Annotated in this window: 13 protein-coding genes, 1 tRNA gene, 1 pseudogene and 1 CRISPR repeat array; of the genes and pseudogenes, 9 read left to right on the forward strand and 6 right to left on the reverse strand. The window is 58.4% G+C overall.

Annotated elements, in window-relative coordinates; genetic code table 11:
• The first annotated feature begins 40 nt into the window (after positions 1–40).
• Positions 41–406: a CRISPR direct-repeat array (repeat unit 36 nt; unit sequence ATTATACCATACCAAGAACTGTTAGGGAACTACAAC).
• A gap of 815 nt (positions 407–1,221) precedes the next feature.
• Positions 1,222–3,699, forward strand: coding sequence for a transglycosylase domain-containing protein (locus IIY41_RS05280; protein WP_287400093.1), 2,478 nt, complete (start codon positions 1,222–1,224; stop codon positions 3,697–3,699).
• A gap of 192 nt (positions 3,700–3,891) precedes the next feature.
• Positions 3,892–5,220 (forward strand): MATE family efflux transporter, encoded by a 1,329-nt coding sequence (locus tag IIY41_RS05285; RefSeq protein WP_172726153.1) that lies wholly within the window; start codon positions 3,892–3,894, stop codon positions 5,218–5,220.
• Between the two features lie 56 nt (positions 5,221–5,276).
• Here IIY41_RS05285 and pflA read toward each other — a convergent pair whose 3' ends face one another.
• The 4 genes from pflA to pflB are packed head-to-tail and all read right to left on the reverse strand — an operon-like array spanning position 5,277 to position 8,604.
• On the reverse strand, positions 5,277–6,056 hold the full coding sequence (gene pflA, locus IIY41_RS05290; protein WP_009324322.1) for a pyruvate formate-lyase-activating protein: 780 nt from the start codon (positions 6,054–6,056) through the stop codon (positions 5,277–5,279).
• Between the two features lies 1 nt (position 6,057).
• Positions 6,058–6,300, reverse strand: a complete 243-nt coding sequence (gene grcA3, locus IIY41_RS05295) for an autonomous glycyl radical cofactor GrcA3 (RefSeq protein WP_009324321.1) — start codon at positions 6,298–6,300, stop codon at positions 6,058–6,060.
• A gap of 32 nt (positions 6,301–6,332) precedes the next feature.
• Positions 6,333–6,533 carry a hypothetical protein gene (locus IIY41_RS05300; protein ID WP_009324320.1) on the reverse strand — a complete coding sequence of 67 codons (201 nt, stop codon included), beginning with the start codon at positions 6,531–6,533 and terminating at the stop codon, positions 6,333–6,335.
• Positions 6,534–6,549: 16 nt separating this feature from the next.
• Positions 6,550–8,604, reverse strand: coding sequence for a formate C-acetyltransferase (pflB, locus tag IIY41_RS05305; protein WP_009324319.1), 2,055 nt, complete (start codon positions 8,602–8,604; stop codon positions 6,550–6,552).
• A gap of 207 nt (positions 8,605–8,811) precedes the next feature.
• Here pflB and IIY41_RS05310 point away from each other — a divergent pair, with 207 nt between their 5' ends.
• From IIY41_RS05310 to IIY41_RS05325, 4 genes are all read left to right on the forward strand, one after another.
• Positions 8,812–9,474, forward strand: coding sequence for a Crp/Fnr family transcriptional regulator (locus IIY41_RS05310; RefSeq protein ID WP_050006245.1), 663 nt, complete (start codon positions 8,812–8,814; stop codon positions 9,472–9,474).
• A gap of 63 nt (positions 9,475–9,537) precedes the next feature.
• On the forward strand, positions 9,538–10,020 hold the full coding sequence (locus IIY41_RS05315) for a MarR family winged helix-turn-helix transcriptional regulator (protein ID WP_009324317.1): 483 nt from the start codon (positions 9,538–9,540) through the stop codon (positions 10,018–10,020).
• A gap of 196 nt (positions 10,021–10,216) precedes the next feature.
• Positions 10,217–11,425, forward strand: a complete 1,209-nt coding sequence (locus tag IIY41_RS05320) for a MalY/PatB family protein (RefSeq protein ID WP_050006246.1) — start codon at positions 10,217–10,219, stop codon at positions 11,423–11,425.
• Positions 11,426–11,613: 188 nt separating this feature from the next.
• Complete coding sequence (locus IIY41_RS05325; RefSeq protein WP_050006247.1) at positions 11,614–11,997, forward strand: CDI toxin immunity protein; 384 nt, start codon at positions 11,614–11,616, stop codon at positions 11,995–11,997.
• 129 nt (positions 11,998–12,126) lie between these two features.
• Here IIY41_RS05325 and IIY41_RS05330 read toward each other — a convergent pair whose 3' ends face one another.
• Positions 12,127–12,534, reverse strand: coding sequence for a DUF2752 domain-containing protein (locus IIY41_RS05330; RefSeq protein WP_050006248.1), 408 nt, complete (start codon positions 12,532–12,534; stop codon positions 12,127–12,129).
• Between the two features lie 154 nt (positions 12,535–12,688).
• On the opposite strand from IIY41_RS05330, the gene IIY41_RS05335 reads away from it, so the two are divergent.
• From IIY41_RS05335 to IIY41_RS05345, 3 genes are all read left to right on the forward strand, one after another.
• Positions 12,689–12,772, forward strand: a tRNA-Leu gene (locus IIY41_RS05335).
• Between the two features lie 186 nt (positions 12,773–12,958).
• Positions 12,959–13,525, forward strand: a complete 567-nt coding sequence (locus tag IIY41_RS05340) for a hypothetical protein (protein ID WP_058723415.1) — start codon at positions 12,959–12,961, stop codon at positions 13,523–13,525.
• Between the two features lie 281 nt (positions 13,526–13,806).
• Positions 13,807–14,259: a hypothetical protein gene (locus IIY41_RS05345; RefSeq protein WP_208489953.1), complete on the forward strand. Its 453-nt coding sequence runs from the start codon at positions 13,807–13,809 to the stop codon at positions 14,257–14,259.
• 160 nt (positions 14,260–14,419) lie between these two features.
• Here the strand turns inward: IIY41_RS05345 and IIY41_RS05350 are convergent.
• Positions 14,420–14,694: pseudogene (locus IIY41_RS05350) on the reverse strand (hypothetical protein); the annotation flags it as partial.

Raw genomic sequence — 14,694 nt, forward strand, 5'->3', positions numbered from 1 at the left:
GAACTACAACCGAACACTTCCGCAGGACAGCAGGCGCTCAATTATACCATACCAAGAACTGTTAGGGAACTACAACTGTGGTATAACGGCGGTGACAACTCAAACGATTATACCATACCAAGAACTGTTAGGGAACTACAACAGTTGGCTCGATGAAGCAGAAATCCGATTTATTATACCATACCAAGAACTGTTAGGGAACTACAACGCGTGATGCATCTTTGCGTTGGTTTTAATCATTATACCATACCAAGAACTGTTAGGGAACTACAACTACTCACGACCTTGGGAGATGACACCGGCGATTATACCATACCAAGAACTGTTAGGGAACTACAACCTCCAGCCCGGTGTCCTCGTAGGCGGCGAGATTATACCATACCAAGAACTGTCAGGGAACTACAACCTCGACGGTGCGGAACATGCGAGGCAGCTCATTATACCATACCCAAAACTGTTCCGGCGCGGTGCGCTTTTCAGATTTTCTGCACGGTTAAGATATACCCGATGTTGCCATAAAGGAACCAGGCTTTTTCGAGGGCCTTCTCCCGCGTTGGAGCGTTCAAAAAACGCGTAAACATTTCACCCGTCGCATGTTCTTTTCCCCATACAACCCAAGTCACTGCTTTCACCCTCTCTTTTCAAAACGCCACCCGGATATTTTCCCCGCAAAGCCTCCTGCGCAGCCGCAATCTCCAACTGCCGCGCTCGGATGCATTTCAACTTTACTATATATTTTATCTTCCAACGTGTCAAGTTTATCAACATACAGGCGTTCTTCCTTACAAACCGCCCCGTTTTTCGCCTTTTTCGTTGCCGCCAGGCCCGATCCATTCATAAAACGGACAGCCCCGCCGTACACTTCACTGGAAGCCTGCGGCGGGCTGCAATATTCTTAAGGCAGCACCGCACAATTCACGGCTGAAGCCTTAAGCGTCGCCTCGCTTGCAGATTTTCCGGCAACTGTCACAAAAATGCTCGTGAATACACAAAGTATTCGCTGCGCTTTTTGTTTAACCTGCCAAAAAACCGGCCGGCGCGCTTCGACTCTCAGAATTGTGCGGTATTGCCTTAACATTCATTACCAATTCGTTACAATCGCGGCAAAATGCAAGAATCCGTCTTTTGAAAACGTATTGTGTTTCAAACGGGAAAGAGCTGTTTCCCGCGCGCCGCAGGCGTGCCGGAGCATTTAACGATCCAAGGAAAGAAGGCAGTGGAATGAAAGTGAAGCTTCCCGAACGCAGGGCCGTTTCCAGCCCCGGCAGGCAGGACGGCGGCGCTCCGGCCGCAGCGCCCCTCAAAACGCGCGGCGGCAAAACCGCACGGCGCGTTCTGCGCCGCATCGGGTATATCGCGGCGTGCTGCTGCTGCGTGGGCGTGATGCTGGCGAGCGTGGCCGCCGTGGTATTTGCCTCGTATCTGGCCCGCCTGTCCGGCACGGACGCCGACATGCCCGACCTCTATGTGCTGAAGATGGCGGAAAACTCCATCGTATATGCAGCGGACCCGGCCGGCGGCGATTGGACGGAATATGCTGTTTTTACCGGCGAAAACGACCGCGTCTGGACGCCGCTGGAGCAGTTCCCCCAAACGCTGCGGGACGCTGTCGTCAGTGTGGAGGACCGCAATTTCTGGAACCAGCGCTTCGGCATCAACCCGGGGCGCATCCTCGGCGCGGCCGTCAACGAGCTGACAGGCCACCGCCTGTACGGCAGCCGCCAGGGCGCGTCCACACTGGAACAGCAGCTTATCGAAAACCTCACCGGCGACAACGCCCAGAGCATTTCCGGCAAATTCAAAGAGATTTCACGCGCCATCGTAATGGCCGGGCGCTACTCCAAGGATATGATCCTGGAGGCCTACTTAAACATCGCGCCGCTCACGGGCACGCTCTCCGGCATGCAGGCCGGCGCACAGCAGTATTTCGGCAAAGACGCCTCCCAGCTCACGCTGGCCGAATCCGCCACGCTGGCCTCCATCCCCCGCAGCCCGGTGGCGTACAGCCCTTACTCCAACCCGGAAAAGCTGCTGGAACGGCGCAACTGGGTGCTCAAACTGATGCTGGACCAGGAGCGCATCTCCCAGGCCGATTACGACGCGGCGGCGGCCGCTCCGCTGGGCGTGCGCAGCCGCGAGGAGGCCGCTGCCGCCTCCCCCAGGGGAAAGGTGAACTCTTATTTCACCGACGCTGTGTTTGAACAGCTGGCGGACGATATCATGGAAAAAGAGAACTGCGGGCGTGCCGCCGCCGTCACCCGCATCCGAACCGGGGGCCTGCGCATCTTTTCCACCGTGGACCTGCGCCTGCAGCGCATGCTGGAAGCTTTCATGGAAAACGACGGCGAGGACGGCTACTTCCCCGCTCTGTGGCGGCAGGAAGAAGCCGACACAGGCATTCCCTTCGACAGCGCCGACGCCGTTTCCTACGGAGACGACGGCCTGCCGCTGAACGCACAGGGCGAGCCGGTGTTCAGGCCGGACGACACGCCCGTCTATGAGCAGGACGGCACAACGCTGCTCCGCGGCTCCAGCGCGCAGCCCAATGCCGACGGCGTCCACACACTGGTATTTTACAGGAACATCCGCACGCAGGCCGCCGTGGCCACGATGGACTATGAAGGCCACGTGCTGGCGCTTGTGGGCGGCGTGGGCGAAAAACGGTACGACCTTTCGCTGAACCGCGCCGCCGACGTTCCCCGTCAGATCGGCTCCACAATGAAGCCCCTCGCCGCATATGCGCTGGGCATTGAAAACGGCGTCATCAACTATTCCTCCCTCATTGCGGACGCGCCGCTCTACACCCAGCAGGACCACCGCATGCTGAACACGGAATACTGCCGCAAGCTGGGCCTTTCGCTGGACCCGGGCGACCCCGCCAACCAGGCGCGGGACGACGTTTGGCGCGCCTGGCCCACCAATTACAACGGGCCCGGCACAGGGCGGCCCGTAGTGGTTGCGGATGCGCTTGCGCAGTCGCTGAATACCGTCCCGGTGCAGATCGGCGACATGCTGGGCAAGCGCAGGCTGTTCGACTTTGCGTACGGCAGCCTGGGCCTCACCCATCTGGACCCGGAGCGGGACAACGATCTCGGCCCTTTGGTGCTGGGCAGCCAGACCCACGGCGTTACGCCCGTGCAGCTTGCCAACGCATATTCCGTTTTCCGCGACGGCGTGTACCGTCCCGCGCTCTATTACACCAAAGTCACGCTGGCGGACGGCTCCACTTATCTGGACCCCGCGCAGGACAGCTATGCCGTGCAGGCCGTCAGCCCGCAGACGGCTTATATCATGAACCGGCTGCTGCGGGGCGTGCTCACCGCGCCGGGCGGCACCGCCCGGGGCATGGCGCCCGCCGGGGAGATGGAAGCCGCCGCCAAAACGGGCACTACGACGGATTACCGCGACTTCACCTTTGTGGGCCTGACGCCTTATTACGTCACGGCGGGCTGGTGGGGCTACGACGTCCCGGCCGACCTGTCCCAGCAGGGCGTGCGCACGGGCAAACCGCTGCAGACGCTCTGGCGGGATTATATGCAGCAGGCACAGGAAGGACTGCCCTATCTGGAATTTCCCGTGCCGGAGGGCGTCGTTGCACGCCGCTACGACCCCGCCACCGGATGCCTTGTCCCCTCGGGCGGCGCTGTGGGATACTACACCGAGGACAACCTGCCGCCGGAGCAGCCCGCCCTGCCATAGCGCCGTGCCCCGCGCCGTAAGACAGGGCTTGACTTCGCTCTTTTGTTTTAGTATAATGTCAACTGCTCACTCGGAGGGCAGATCATTCACTTGGAAATGATGGGCCGGATAAGGTGACAGGCTGAGACGCCTGTTTCTTTATCCGGCTTTTTTGATGCCCGCGGGGTGTGCAAAACAACGGGAGGGATCTCAATGGCTCTGCTGAAAGGAAACGTCAGGCAAATTTATTTCAGGTATCTGGGCGCGGCGTTCGGCAGCGCGCTCATCAGCTCCATCTACGGCCTGGTGGATTCGGCCATGGTGGGGCAGTACCAGGGGCCGGAGGGCACGGCCGCGCTGGCCATCGTCGCGCCGGTGTGGAACATCATTTACAGCCTGGGGCTGCTGACAGGCATCGGCGGCTCGGTTCTGCTAAGCGCGGCGCGGGGCGCGGGCAGGCAGAAAGAAGGCGACGAGTATTTTACCGCCGCGCTGGCGGGCACCGTGTTCTTTGCCGCCGTGAGCTGGCTCGCCATCGCATTTTTCGACGCGCCGCTGCTGCGCCTGTTCGGCGCGCGGGACGCGCTGCTGCCGCTGGCGCAGCAATATCTGCTCCCCGTCAAATTCGTGGTGCCGCTGTTCCTGTTCAACCAGATGCTGGCGGCGTTCCTGCGCAACGACGGCGCGCCGGGGCTTGCCACGGCGGCGGTGCTGGCGGGCGGCGTCTTCAATGTGTTCGGCGATTACTTTTTTGTGTTCACCTGTGACATGGGCGTATTCGGCGCGGGGCTGGCAACAGCCATCGGCTCGGGCATCACCTTCACGGTGATGCTGTCCCACTTTTTCTCCCGGCGCTGCACGCTGCGGCCCGTCCGCTTCCGAAATGCCGGAACCAAGCTGCGGCAGATTCTGACCACCGGCTTTTCCACGTTCTTTCTCGACATCGCCATGGGCATCCTGACCATGCTGTTCAACCGCCAGATCCTGCAGGGACTGGGCACGGACGCACTGGCCGTGTACGGTGTGATCGTGAACGTGAGCACCATGGTCCAGTGCTGTGCATACAGCGTGGGCCAGGCCGCCCAGCCCATCCTTTCGGCCAGCTTCGGCGCGGGCAAATGGGGACGCATCCGCGCGGCGCTGAAGTACGCGCTGATGGCCGCCGCCTTTTTCAGCGCGGTGTGGACGCTGCTCGTCTTTCTGTTTCCCAACGGGTTCATCCGCATTTTCATGTCCCCCACCGGGGACATCCTGCGCATCGCACCCGCCATTCTGCGCATCTACGGCGTTTCGTTCCTGCTGCTGCCGCTCAATATTTTCTCCACCTACTATTTCCAGTCCCTGATGAAGCCCCGCGCCTCGTTTTCTGTTTCGGTCCTGCGCGGGCTGGTGCTCAGCGGCGCGCTGATTTATGCGCTGCCGGCCCTGCTCGGGCCCGGCGCCGTCTGGTTCGCCATGCCCGTCACCGAGGCCGTCACCGCCGTGGGCGTGTGCGTGCTGATCGTCCGGTATACCCGTCCGGCGCCGCAAACGCCGGAATAATGCACAGCGCACAAGGCCCCGGCTTCTCTGTTGAGAAGCCGGGGCTGTATTTTCTTTTATTCCTCCGCGCGCCCGCCGGGCTTTTCCAGCGCCGCCCTGCGCGCGGCCAGAATCACATCCCGCGCCCGGGCGGCAAGCGGGGCTTCTGCGGCGGGCGTACCCTCCAGCGGATAAGGGATGCCCAGCGCGTCGTACTTGGAACGCCCCATCGTGTGATAGGGCAGCACGTCCAGCGCCCGGACGTTGGGCAGCGACGCAAGAAGCGTCCCAAGCGCGTTCCAGCCTGCCTCGCTGTCGGTAAGGCCGGGCACAACCACATGGCGTACCCATACGGGCACCTCTTTTTGCGCCAGATAGCGGGCAAACGCAAGGATGTTCCCGTTTTCCCGCCCGGTCAGCCGCCTGTGGGCGGCCGGGTCGGTTTGCTTGATGTCCAGCAGCACCAGGTCCGTAACGGCGCACAGCGCGTCGAACTGCGCCAGCGCCGCCGCGTCCTCCGGCCGGAACGTGGCGCCCGAGGTATCCAGACAGGTGTGGATGCCCCGCCGCTTTGCCTCCCGGAACAGCGCGGTCACAAATTCAATCTGCAGCAGCGGCTCTCCGCCTGTGACGGTGATGCCGCCTTTCCGGTAAAACGCCTCGTTGCGGGCGTATTGCGCCAGCAGCTCCTCCACCGTGGTTGGCACGCCGCCGCCCGGGTCCCAGGTGTCCGGGTTGTGGCAGTACAGGCAGCGCATGGGGCATCCCTGCAAAAACACCACGAACCGCACGCCCGGGCCGTCCACGGTGCCGAAGCTCTCCACCGAATGGACGCGGCCCGTTACTTGCGCGGCCATCTCACATCGCCTGATGGAAGGTGCGGGAAATCACCTCGTCCTGCTGGGCCTTCGTCAGCTTGATGAAGTTCACCGCATAGCCGGAAACGCGCACGGTGAGCTGCGGATACTTTTCCGGATGCCGCTGGGCGTCCAGCAGCGTTTCTTTGGTGAATACATTCACGTTCAGGTGGTGTCCGCCCTCGGCCACATAGCCGTCCAGAAGGCTGACAAGGTTGTCGATCTGTCGTTCGTTTGCTTTCATAAACAGGTTCCTTTCTCTGCTGTGCCGCTTTTTCAGCGGCTTTTATGCCCGGCCCGTTTGGCCGGTGCGTTGCAGGCTTCGGCCGCGCCTTCGCCGCAGCAGGCGGCGCAGCGGGTCTCCTGCGCTTCGCCCTCGCCGCCGGTGACGCGCATGCGGCCCCCGCCGTTTTTCATAAAGGCGTCGATGCGCTCCACCAGCGCGTCGATCTGCCGTTGCTTTTCCTGTTCCGTCATGGCCGCCGCCTTTCTCTCAATGCTCCGCCTCAAACTCGGGCATTTCCACCTCCAGGTCGCCCGCGAAGATCCGGTCGTCCTTGCCCAGCGCCCCCGGTACGATGGAGAAGGTATTGGAAATGCCGTCCTGCGCGGCGCTGAAGGGCAGCTTCGCCACAGAGGCCAGGCTGGCCACCGCGCCGTGGGTGTCGCGGCGGTGCATGGGGTTCGCGCCCGGCGCGAAGGGCTCGCCCTTTTTGCGGCCGTCCGGCGTGGAGCCCGTGTTTTTGCCGTACACCACGTTGGAGGTGATGGTCAGGATCGAAGTGGTGGGGATGCCGCCGCGGTAGGTATGGTTGCCCTTCACATAGCTCATAAAGGTATCCACCAGCTCCGATGCGATGCCGTCCACCCGGTCGTCGTCGTTGCCGTACTTGGGGAAGTCGCCCTCCACCTCGTAATCCACCACGATGCCGTCCGCGTCGCGGATGCATTTCACCCGGGCGTACTTGATGGCCGAGAGGGAATCCGCCACCACGGAAAGCCCCGCGATGCCCGTGGCGAACCAGCGGGTCACCTTCTTGTCGTGCAGCGCCATCTGCAGCTTTTCGTAGCAGTATTTATCGTGCATATAATGGATGATGTTCAGCGTGTTCACATACACCTGCGCCAGCCACTTCATCATGTCCCGGTACTTTTCCATCACGTCGTCGTAATCCAGATAATCCCCTGTGACGGGACGGTACCTGGGCCCCACCTGCTTTTTGGTGATCTCATCCACACCGCCGTTGATGGCATACAGCAGGCACTTGGCCAGGTTGGCGCGCGCACCGAAGAACTGCATCTCCTTGCCTACGCGCATGGAGGACACGCAGCACGCGATGGCGTAATCGTCGCCATGGGTCACGCGCATCAGGTCGTCGTTCTCGTACTGCACGCTGGACGATTCGATGGAGGTTTTTGCACAGAAGCGCTTGAAGCTTTCCGGCAGACGGGTGGACCACAGCACCGTCAGGTTGGGCTCCGGCGCGGTGCCCAGATTCTGCAGCGTGTGCAGGTAACGGTAGGACATTTTGGTGACCATGTGCCGCCCGTCGATGCCCACGCCGCCGATGGATTCCGTCACCCACTGCGGGTCGCCGGAGAACAGGTCGTTGTATTCGGGCGTGCGGGCAAACTTGATGAGCCGAAGCTTCATGATGAAGTGGTCCACGAACTCCTGGATCTGCCGCTCGGTGTAAACACCCGCCGCAAGGTCGCGCTGGGCGTACACGTCCAGGAACGTGGAGGTGCGGCCCAGGCTCATGGCCGCGCCGTTCTGCTCCTTTACCGCCGCAAGATACCCGAAGTACAGCCACTGGATGGCCTCACGGGTGTCCTTCGCCGGACGGGAGATATCGAAGCCGTAGATCTCCCCCAGCTTTTTCAAGTCGTCCAGCGCGCGGATCTGCTCGCTGAGCTCCTCCCGCTCGCGGATGACGTCGGAATACATGATGACGCGGGTGGTGTCCTTCTGGTGCCGTTTGTCCTCGATCAGCCGGTCCACGCCGTACAGTGCCACACGGCGGTAATCGCCGATGATGCGGCCCCGGCCGTAGGCGTCCGGCAGGCCGGTGATGATATGGCTGGAGCGGCAGGCCCGCATTTCGGGCGTATATGCGTCGAACACGCCCGCGTTGTGCGTTTTGCGGTGTGTTGTAAAAAATTCCACGACCTCCGGGTCCACATGATAGCCGTTGTCCTCGCAGGCCTTTTGCGCCATGCGGATGCCGCCGTAGGGCATCAGCGCACGCTTGAACGGCTTTTCCGTCTGAAAGCCCACGATGGTCTCTTTCTCCTTGTCCAAATAGCCCGCCGCGTGGGAGGTGATGGTGGAGATGACGCGGGTGTCCATGTCCAGCACGCCGCCCGCCTCGCGCTCGGCTCTGGAAAGCTCCAGCACCTGCTGCCAAAGCGCCTTCGTGTCCTCCGTCGGCCCGGCAAGGAACGCGTCGTCCCCGTCATAGGGTGTATAATTTTTCTGGATGAAGTCCCGGACGTCGATTTCTTTTTCCCATACGCCGGGCACAAAGCCGGTCCATTCGTTTCTCATGCATAGCCCTCCGCTTGTTTCTGCCGGGCCGCGCGGCACATCCGCGTTTTCCGGTCATGTCTATTATACCATTTTAGTATAGTTTGTCAAGACGCCGACCTTCCCCCTGCCGGCGCGCGGCAGGGATGCTTTTCTTGACTTTCCGGATAGAGTATACTATGATTTCCCCAAACGGTCTGTTGTTATTCCAACAAAAGGAGGGGCGCCATGGACTTTTTATTTCTCTCTCAAACCGCGCTGTTCCGGGGCTGCTCCCCCCGGGAAACCGCCGATATGCTGCAATGCCTGCGCGCCGAGCGCCGCGTTTACGAGAAGGACCGCGTCATTTGCCATGCGGGGGACACCGTGGAAGCGCTGGGCCTGGTGCTCTCCGGCGGCGTCAACATCGAGAGCGTGGACGTCTGGGGCAGCCGGAGCATTCTGGGCCATGTGGGCCCCGGGCAGGTTTTTGCCGAAACCTATGCCTGTCTGCCGGGCGAACCGCTGATGGTGGACGCCGTGGCGGCCCAGCGCACCGAGGTGCTGTTTTTGAATACGGCGCGCCTGCTGCGCACCTGTCCCTCCGCCTGCGCCCACCATGCGGCGCTCATCCGCAACCTGCTGGCCGTGACATCGCAGAAGAACCTCGCGCTCTCCCGCCGGATTTTCCACACCTCGCCCAAAACCATCCGCGGGCGGCTGCTGTCCTACCTTTCCGCCCAGGCGCTGCGGGAAAACAGCCGCAGCTTCGCCATTCCCTTCGACCGCCAGCAGCTGGCGGATTACCTTGGCGTGGACCGCAGCGCGCTTTCCGCCGAGCTGGGCCGGATGCGCGCGGAAGGCCTTATCCGTTTCCGCAAAAACGAATTTGAGCTGCTGCGCGAGCCCTGAGCACGGCTTGCAGCGGCCGTAAAAAGAAAGTACAATAATAGAAGCAAAGAAAGGGGTGGCGCCATGAGCAAAAAGCGCGAGGAGCTTCTGGAGCAAATATGGGCTGCGCAGGACACCGCCTATGACCTGATGAGCGAATACGATTCCCTGCCCCATTCCTACGGTGAAAATGTGTTGTACCAGGCGGAGGCGCATCTCATCGACCGGATCGCCCTTCACCCCGGCGTCACCGTCACCGACCTTGCAAATATGGTGCGCAAAACGCCCAGCGCCTGCTCCCAGCTCGTGCGCAGGCTGCGGGACAAGGGCTGGGTGGAACAGGTGCGCAACACCGCCAACAACCGCCAGGTAATGCTCCGCCTCACCCCCGCCGGGGAGCATGTATACCGGGACCACGCCGCCTTCGACAAGCAGTGCCAGGCGCTGACCTTCCGGCGCCTGGAGGGGTTCACCGAGGCGGAGCTCGCCACCTACCTCTCCATCCAGCGGCGCATCAACGAGGCCTATGCGGACGACGTGCGGCGCAGCCGCGAATACTTCACCTGAAAGCGCACAGCGGCGCTTCGTCAGGGTGTGCAAAAACACGCGCGGCTTTTGTTAAAAAGGACGAACCATATAAAAAAGAAGCGCTCCCCCTTGCACGCGGCCCTGTGCGGTGTTATTATGAAGCTGCTTAACATTTAAGCTGCTTTACAGCAGTATTTTCAACGCCCGTTCCGGCGGGTGAAAGGAGCAGGAGCATATGAAATACGATTTTACCAGTATCATGGACCGCCGCGGCAAAGACGCCATCGCCGTGGATGCACTGGGCGCGCCCGGCTTCGCACCCGGCGCTCCGAAGGAGGGCTTCGACGCCATTCCCATGTGGGTGGCGGATATGAACTTCCCCACTGTGCCCACCATTCCCGAGGCCATCATCGCCCGCGCCCGGCATCCGGCCTACGGCTATTTTTCTCCCACGGAGGAATATTTTGCTTCCATCATCCGCTGGCACGAAACGCGCAACGGAGTCACCGGCCTGACAAAGGAGTGCATCGGCTATGAAAACGGCGTGCTGGGCGGCGTTGTCAGCGCGCTGAACATTTTCTGCTCCCGCGGAGACAATGTCCTGCTGCACTCCCCCACCTACATCGGTTTTACCCACAGCCTGGAGAACAACGGCTACAACATCGTCCACAGCCCGCTGGTAAAAGACGAAAACAATGTCTGGCGCATGGATTTTGAGGACATGGAAAAAAAGATCGTGGACAACAGGGTCCACGCCGCCGTGTTCTGCTCGCCCCACAACCCCTGCGGCCGCGTGTGGGAGCGCTGGGAGCTGGAGCGCGCCATGGAGCTGTACAAAAAGCACGATGTAATGGTCGTGTCCGACGAGATCTGGTCGGACATCATCCTCGGTGGGCACAGGCATATCCCCACGCAGAGCGTCAGCGAGGACGCCCGCAGCCGCACCGTTGCCGTATACGCCCCCTCCAAAACGTTCAACCTGGCGGGTCTTGTGGGCAGCTACCACATTATTTACAACCCCGTTCTGCGGGACCGCGTGGAGAAGGAAGCCTCCCTGTCCCACTACAATTCCATGAACGTGCTCTCCATGCACGCGCTCCTCGGCGCGTACCGGCCCGAAGGCTACGAGTGGGTGGACGAGCTGTGCCAGGTGCTGACGGCCAATGTGGATTTCGCCTGCGACTTTATCGCCCGCCGCTTTGAGGGCGTGGAGGTCTCCAGGCCCCAGGGCACCTACATGCTGTTTCTGGACTGCACCCGCTGGTGCGAAGCCCACGGCAAGAGCATTGAAGCGCTGCAGCGCGCCGGCTGGGACGTGGGCGTGGCCTGGCAGGACGGCCGTCCCTTCCACGGCCCGTGCCACATCCGCATGAATCTGGCGTTGCCGCTCTCCCGCGTGCAGGAGGCCTTCCGCCGCCTGGACGAATACGTGTTCAACGCCTGACGGCCGCCCTTCGCCGCATGCCCGCCGGGCGGGATAAAGGGCCCCTCCCGCGGGGCAGCAAAAAGCAATTTTTAAAGGGCAGCCGTTCAGGCTGCCCTTTATAATTATTTGAATGCCGCGCAGACGCTTGCTGTTGGATGCGGAGCATGGTATATTGGCATCCGCACAGAGAATTGGAGGGAATAAAAATGGACCAAAAGCAAAGGGCACGGTTGGCTATATTAAAATCAGTAAACGCTCAACATATAAAAGAATCGGAATGGAACCGGAACACTTTATTGCAAGAATGTTTTCATTCGTTAGAAAGGTATCAAATCCTTAAAGATGAAAAAGAGATTGCTCAAATTGTAAAAATCATTAACACCAATGACGCAAAACAAATGAGCCATTGTGAAAAACCAATACCTCTGGAAAACCGTGATTATTATGTAGTTTGGGACAGTGCACAATTACCAGTCATTAAGTGCAACGGAAAGAGCATTCTATCAAGTTGGGACGATGTAGTGGCAGTCGCATTTGATACTCGCATCGTTGATGCAGAAAAAGAGCAAACATTTTTAATCAGGGGGTAGAACCCTAGGCTTGTTCATGGAGCATAAAATATTTGTGTGCTTTTCTAAACAATAGCATGACTTCTATCGCCCGGAAAGGCAATGAGCCCGCATAAAAAACAAAATCCCTTTGGGCGGGAACACAGCCGCTCAATGCGGCGCCAAAAAAGCGAATGCCGGCAGGTTGCGCAAAACGCCGCCCGCCAGCAGCACGCCCACGGCCCCCCAAAGCAGCGCCCTTTCCCACCGGCGCACAGAGCCGTCCCCCGTGCGGACATAGCGCACGGCGTGCACCGCGCCCCAAATGGTACCGGGAAGCAGCAAAGCAAGCAGAACCGCGTTTGCCCGCAGCGCGCCCGGAAGATCCAACCGCAGCAGCGCCAGCCCCATGCGGGACGCGCCGCACAGCGGGCACCAGAGCCCAAGCGCCGCATGGATGGGGCACGCCGGGCCGCGCCCTGTAAGGCCGACCCACAGCGCATACCCCGCGCACAGCAGCACAGGCGGCAGCAGCCACCGGGCCAGCCGGCGCATGCGCGCACGCTCCTCTTTTTTCACCCATGCACCCCTCCCTTTCCGCCTGTTCTGTTCCGATTATAGTTTCGTCCGCCCGGCGGTGTCAAGGAGGTGCGGAGAAAACGAAAAACCGTATTGACTTTTACCGCCGCAGTGTGGTAAAATATCATTCGCGGCACAAACGCCGCATGGATAAGCGAGGATGGCGGAATCGGCAGACGCGCACGTTTGAGGGGCGTGTGGTTATACCATGCGAGTTCAAGTCTCGTTCCTCGCACCATTGAAAAGACCGTCGACCTTTGTCGGCGGTTTTTTGCTATGTCTGTACTTATGCGGATTTTTGAAAATAAAAATAGTTACCAATCCTATAATTGCACTCGCAAAAAATTGAGTGACAACAATTGCTTCCCATGATACAAATTCTTTTGAACACTTCATATTGGTAAACAATATAAGGAGATATACTATGGACAAGGTAATAGAGTTAATTGTATCTTGGATACAACAGAATTTTAAAAATCCAAAGTTATATGCTATATTTGCAGCCGTAATCGTTGTTATAGCCCTTGTTTTTCCATATATAGATGCAAATTTTTTCTTCTATAACAGGATTGAAAAAAGAGTAAATATTTTACATAGTCTTTCAGAAATTGATATGGGAAAAGTATCCCAGTACCCGGCGTTGCAGGAAGAATATGATGCAATCATTTCAGAAATTGAGAAACAGCGTGAGTTATCAATTTCCAATGTAATTTCTATGGAGCAAACTACAAGCAATATTCCCCTGTTTAAATTTTTGTCCGGTGGGGCCTTAGCGTGGATTATTACATTATGCGTACCATTTATGAATACGTTTAAGGATAAGAAAACAAAAGTAATAACGTTCTTTTCACTTGCGCTCATCGGTGGAATTTTAGGTGGAGTCGCCTATATAATACCAACTATTTTCAATCCTTGGGTTAATTACATTGCTTGTCCCGTTTTGCAGCTGATTATACTAATTACTTTAGCTATGAAGTCCAAACAAGGATAAAACCTCTTGCTGACTGCTTACAAATCATTGATTTAACGGGATTCATCCAGATTCTATAATTACACTCCGACCATAGAAAAGACATCACGGCTATGTGGCGTCTTTTTTCTTTCGCCCTTCCAGAAAACAGGCTCCTGCCGGCAACGTGTGATGTTCATAAAACAACAAACAGGCACGGCCGCTTGCACGGCTGTTCTTGTATTTTATCCAGTCGGCTGATAATATGGAATTGAACAGACCTATAAATCGGAATTTGGAGGAGAAAGGGGAAATATGTATAAATGGATTATATTTATGATTTTGAAAAAATAATCAAGGAAGTTACACGAATTGCAGGACATGAAATAGATATTTCAAAAATAGAAATTATAGACCGTGGCATACCTCATATTCCGAAAAGCTTGAAAACTGGAACAATGGGCGTGTACACATTTTTATATAATGATAAGTTTTTGAAAATAGGAAAAGCAGGTCCAAACAGTAACGCACGATTTCTAAGTCAACACTATACAGGTTCTGCTATGAGTACTCTTTCAGGTTCTATTTTGGCAGACCCTGATATGGAGAAATTTAGGCTAACCAAAGATAATGTAGGTCAATGGATAAAAAATAACTGTCGCCGTATTGACATACTTCTTGATGTTGAAGTCGGGATTTTTACACTTGAACTTATAGAGGCAACCTTGCACTACAGATATGAACCCAAATATGAGGGGTTTGCTTCACAACGCTAAATCCCAGTTTGTCGAACCGGAAACCGCATCCCTTTCGCCGCTTTGCGGCTGTCCTCCCGGCACACAAACGGCGCGGCCATGAAGGCCGCGCCGTTTGTTCATTTTGCGGTCTTTCGCCCCGTCTGCAAACGGCGGTTCCGGTTTGAAAAACAGCTTTCTTCTATTGCCTGTGCCGCCGTTCGCTCCCTGCGGGTAAGCCGCCCCGCGCTTCGGTGCAATGCAGCGCCGTGTGCACGCCGCAGCACAGCAGCGGGAACACCGCCGCCAGCAGCAGGCCCGCGCGCAGCGCCCCAGATTCCCCCGCGGCCCCCGCAAACACCGTGCCGGACGCCTGCGCCCAGTCCGCCGCGCGGCCCACGCAGAACGCCCCCAGGGACGCGCCCACATCGCCGCCCGCGGAAAGCAGCGCGAACATGGCCGCCCCCGCGGAGGGGA

Origin of the sequence: Ruthenibacterium sp. (assembly GCF_017421385.1) — a bacterium.
Lineage (GTDB): Bacteria > Bacillota > Clostridia > Oscillospirales > Ruminococcaceae > Ruthenibacterium > Ruthenibacterium lactatiformans.

Coding starts and splice junctions, on each gene's coding strand:
- IIY41_RS05280 (WP_287400093.1), top strand. CDS start 1,222: ATGAAAGTGAAGCTTCCCGAACGCAGGGCCGTTTCCAGCCCCGGCAGG.
- IIY41_RS05285 (WP_172726153.1), top strand. CDS start 3,892: ATGGCTCTGCTGAAAGGAAACGTCAGGCAAATTTATTTCAGGTATCTG.
- pflA (WP_009324322.1), bottom strand. CDS start 6,056: ATGGCCGCGCAAGTAACGGGCCGCGTCCATTCGGTGGAGAGCTTCGGC.
- grcA3 (WP_009324321.1), bottom strand. CDS start 6,300: ATGAAAGCAAACGAACGACAGATCGACAACCTTGTCAGCCTTCTGGAC.
- IIY41_RS05300 (WP_009324320.1), bottom strand. CDS start 6,533: ATGACGGAACAGGAAAAGCAACGGCAGATCGACGCGCTGGTGGAGCGC.
- pflB (WP_009324319.1), bottom strand. CDS start 8,604: ATGAGAAACGAATGGACCGGCTTTGTGCCCGGCGTATGGGAAAAAGAA.
- IIY41_RS05310 (WP_050006245.1), top strand. CDS start 8,812: ATGGACTTTTTATTTCTCTCTCAAACCGCGCTGTTCCGGGGCTGCTCC.
- IIY41_RS05315 (WP_009324317.1), top strand. CDS start 9,538: ATGAGCAAAAAGCGCGAGGAGCTTCTGGAGCAAATATGGGCTGCGCAG.
- IIY41_RS05320 (WP_050006246.1), top strand. CDS start 10,217: ATGAAATACGATTTTACCAGTATCATGGACCGCCGCGGCAAAGACGCC.
- IIY41_RS05325 (WP_050006247.1), top strand. CDS start 11,614: ATGGACCAAAAGCAAAGGGCACGGTTGGCTATATTAAAATCAGTAAAC.
- IIY41_RS05340 (WP_058723415.1), top strand. CDS start 12,959: ATGGACAAGGTAATAGAGTTAATTGTATCTTGGATACAACAGAATTTT.
- IIY41_RS05345 (WP_208489953.1), top strand. CDS start 13,807: ATGGATTATATTTATGATTTTGAAAAAATAATCAAGGAAGTTACACGA.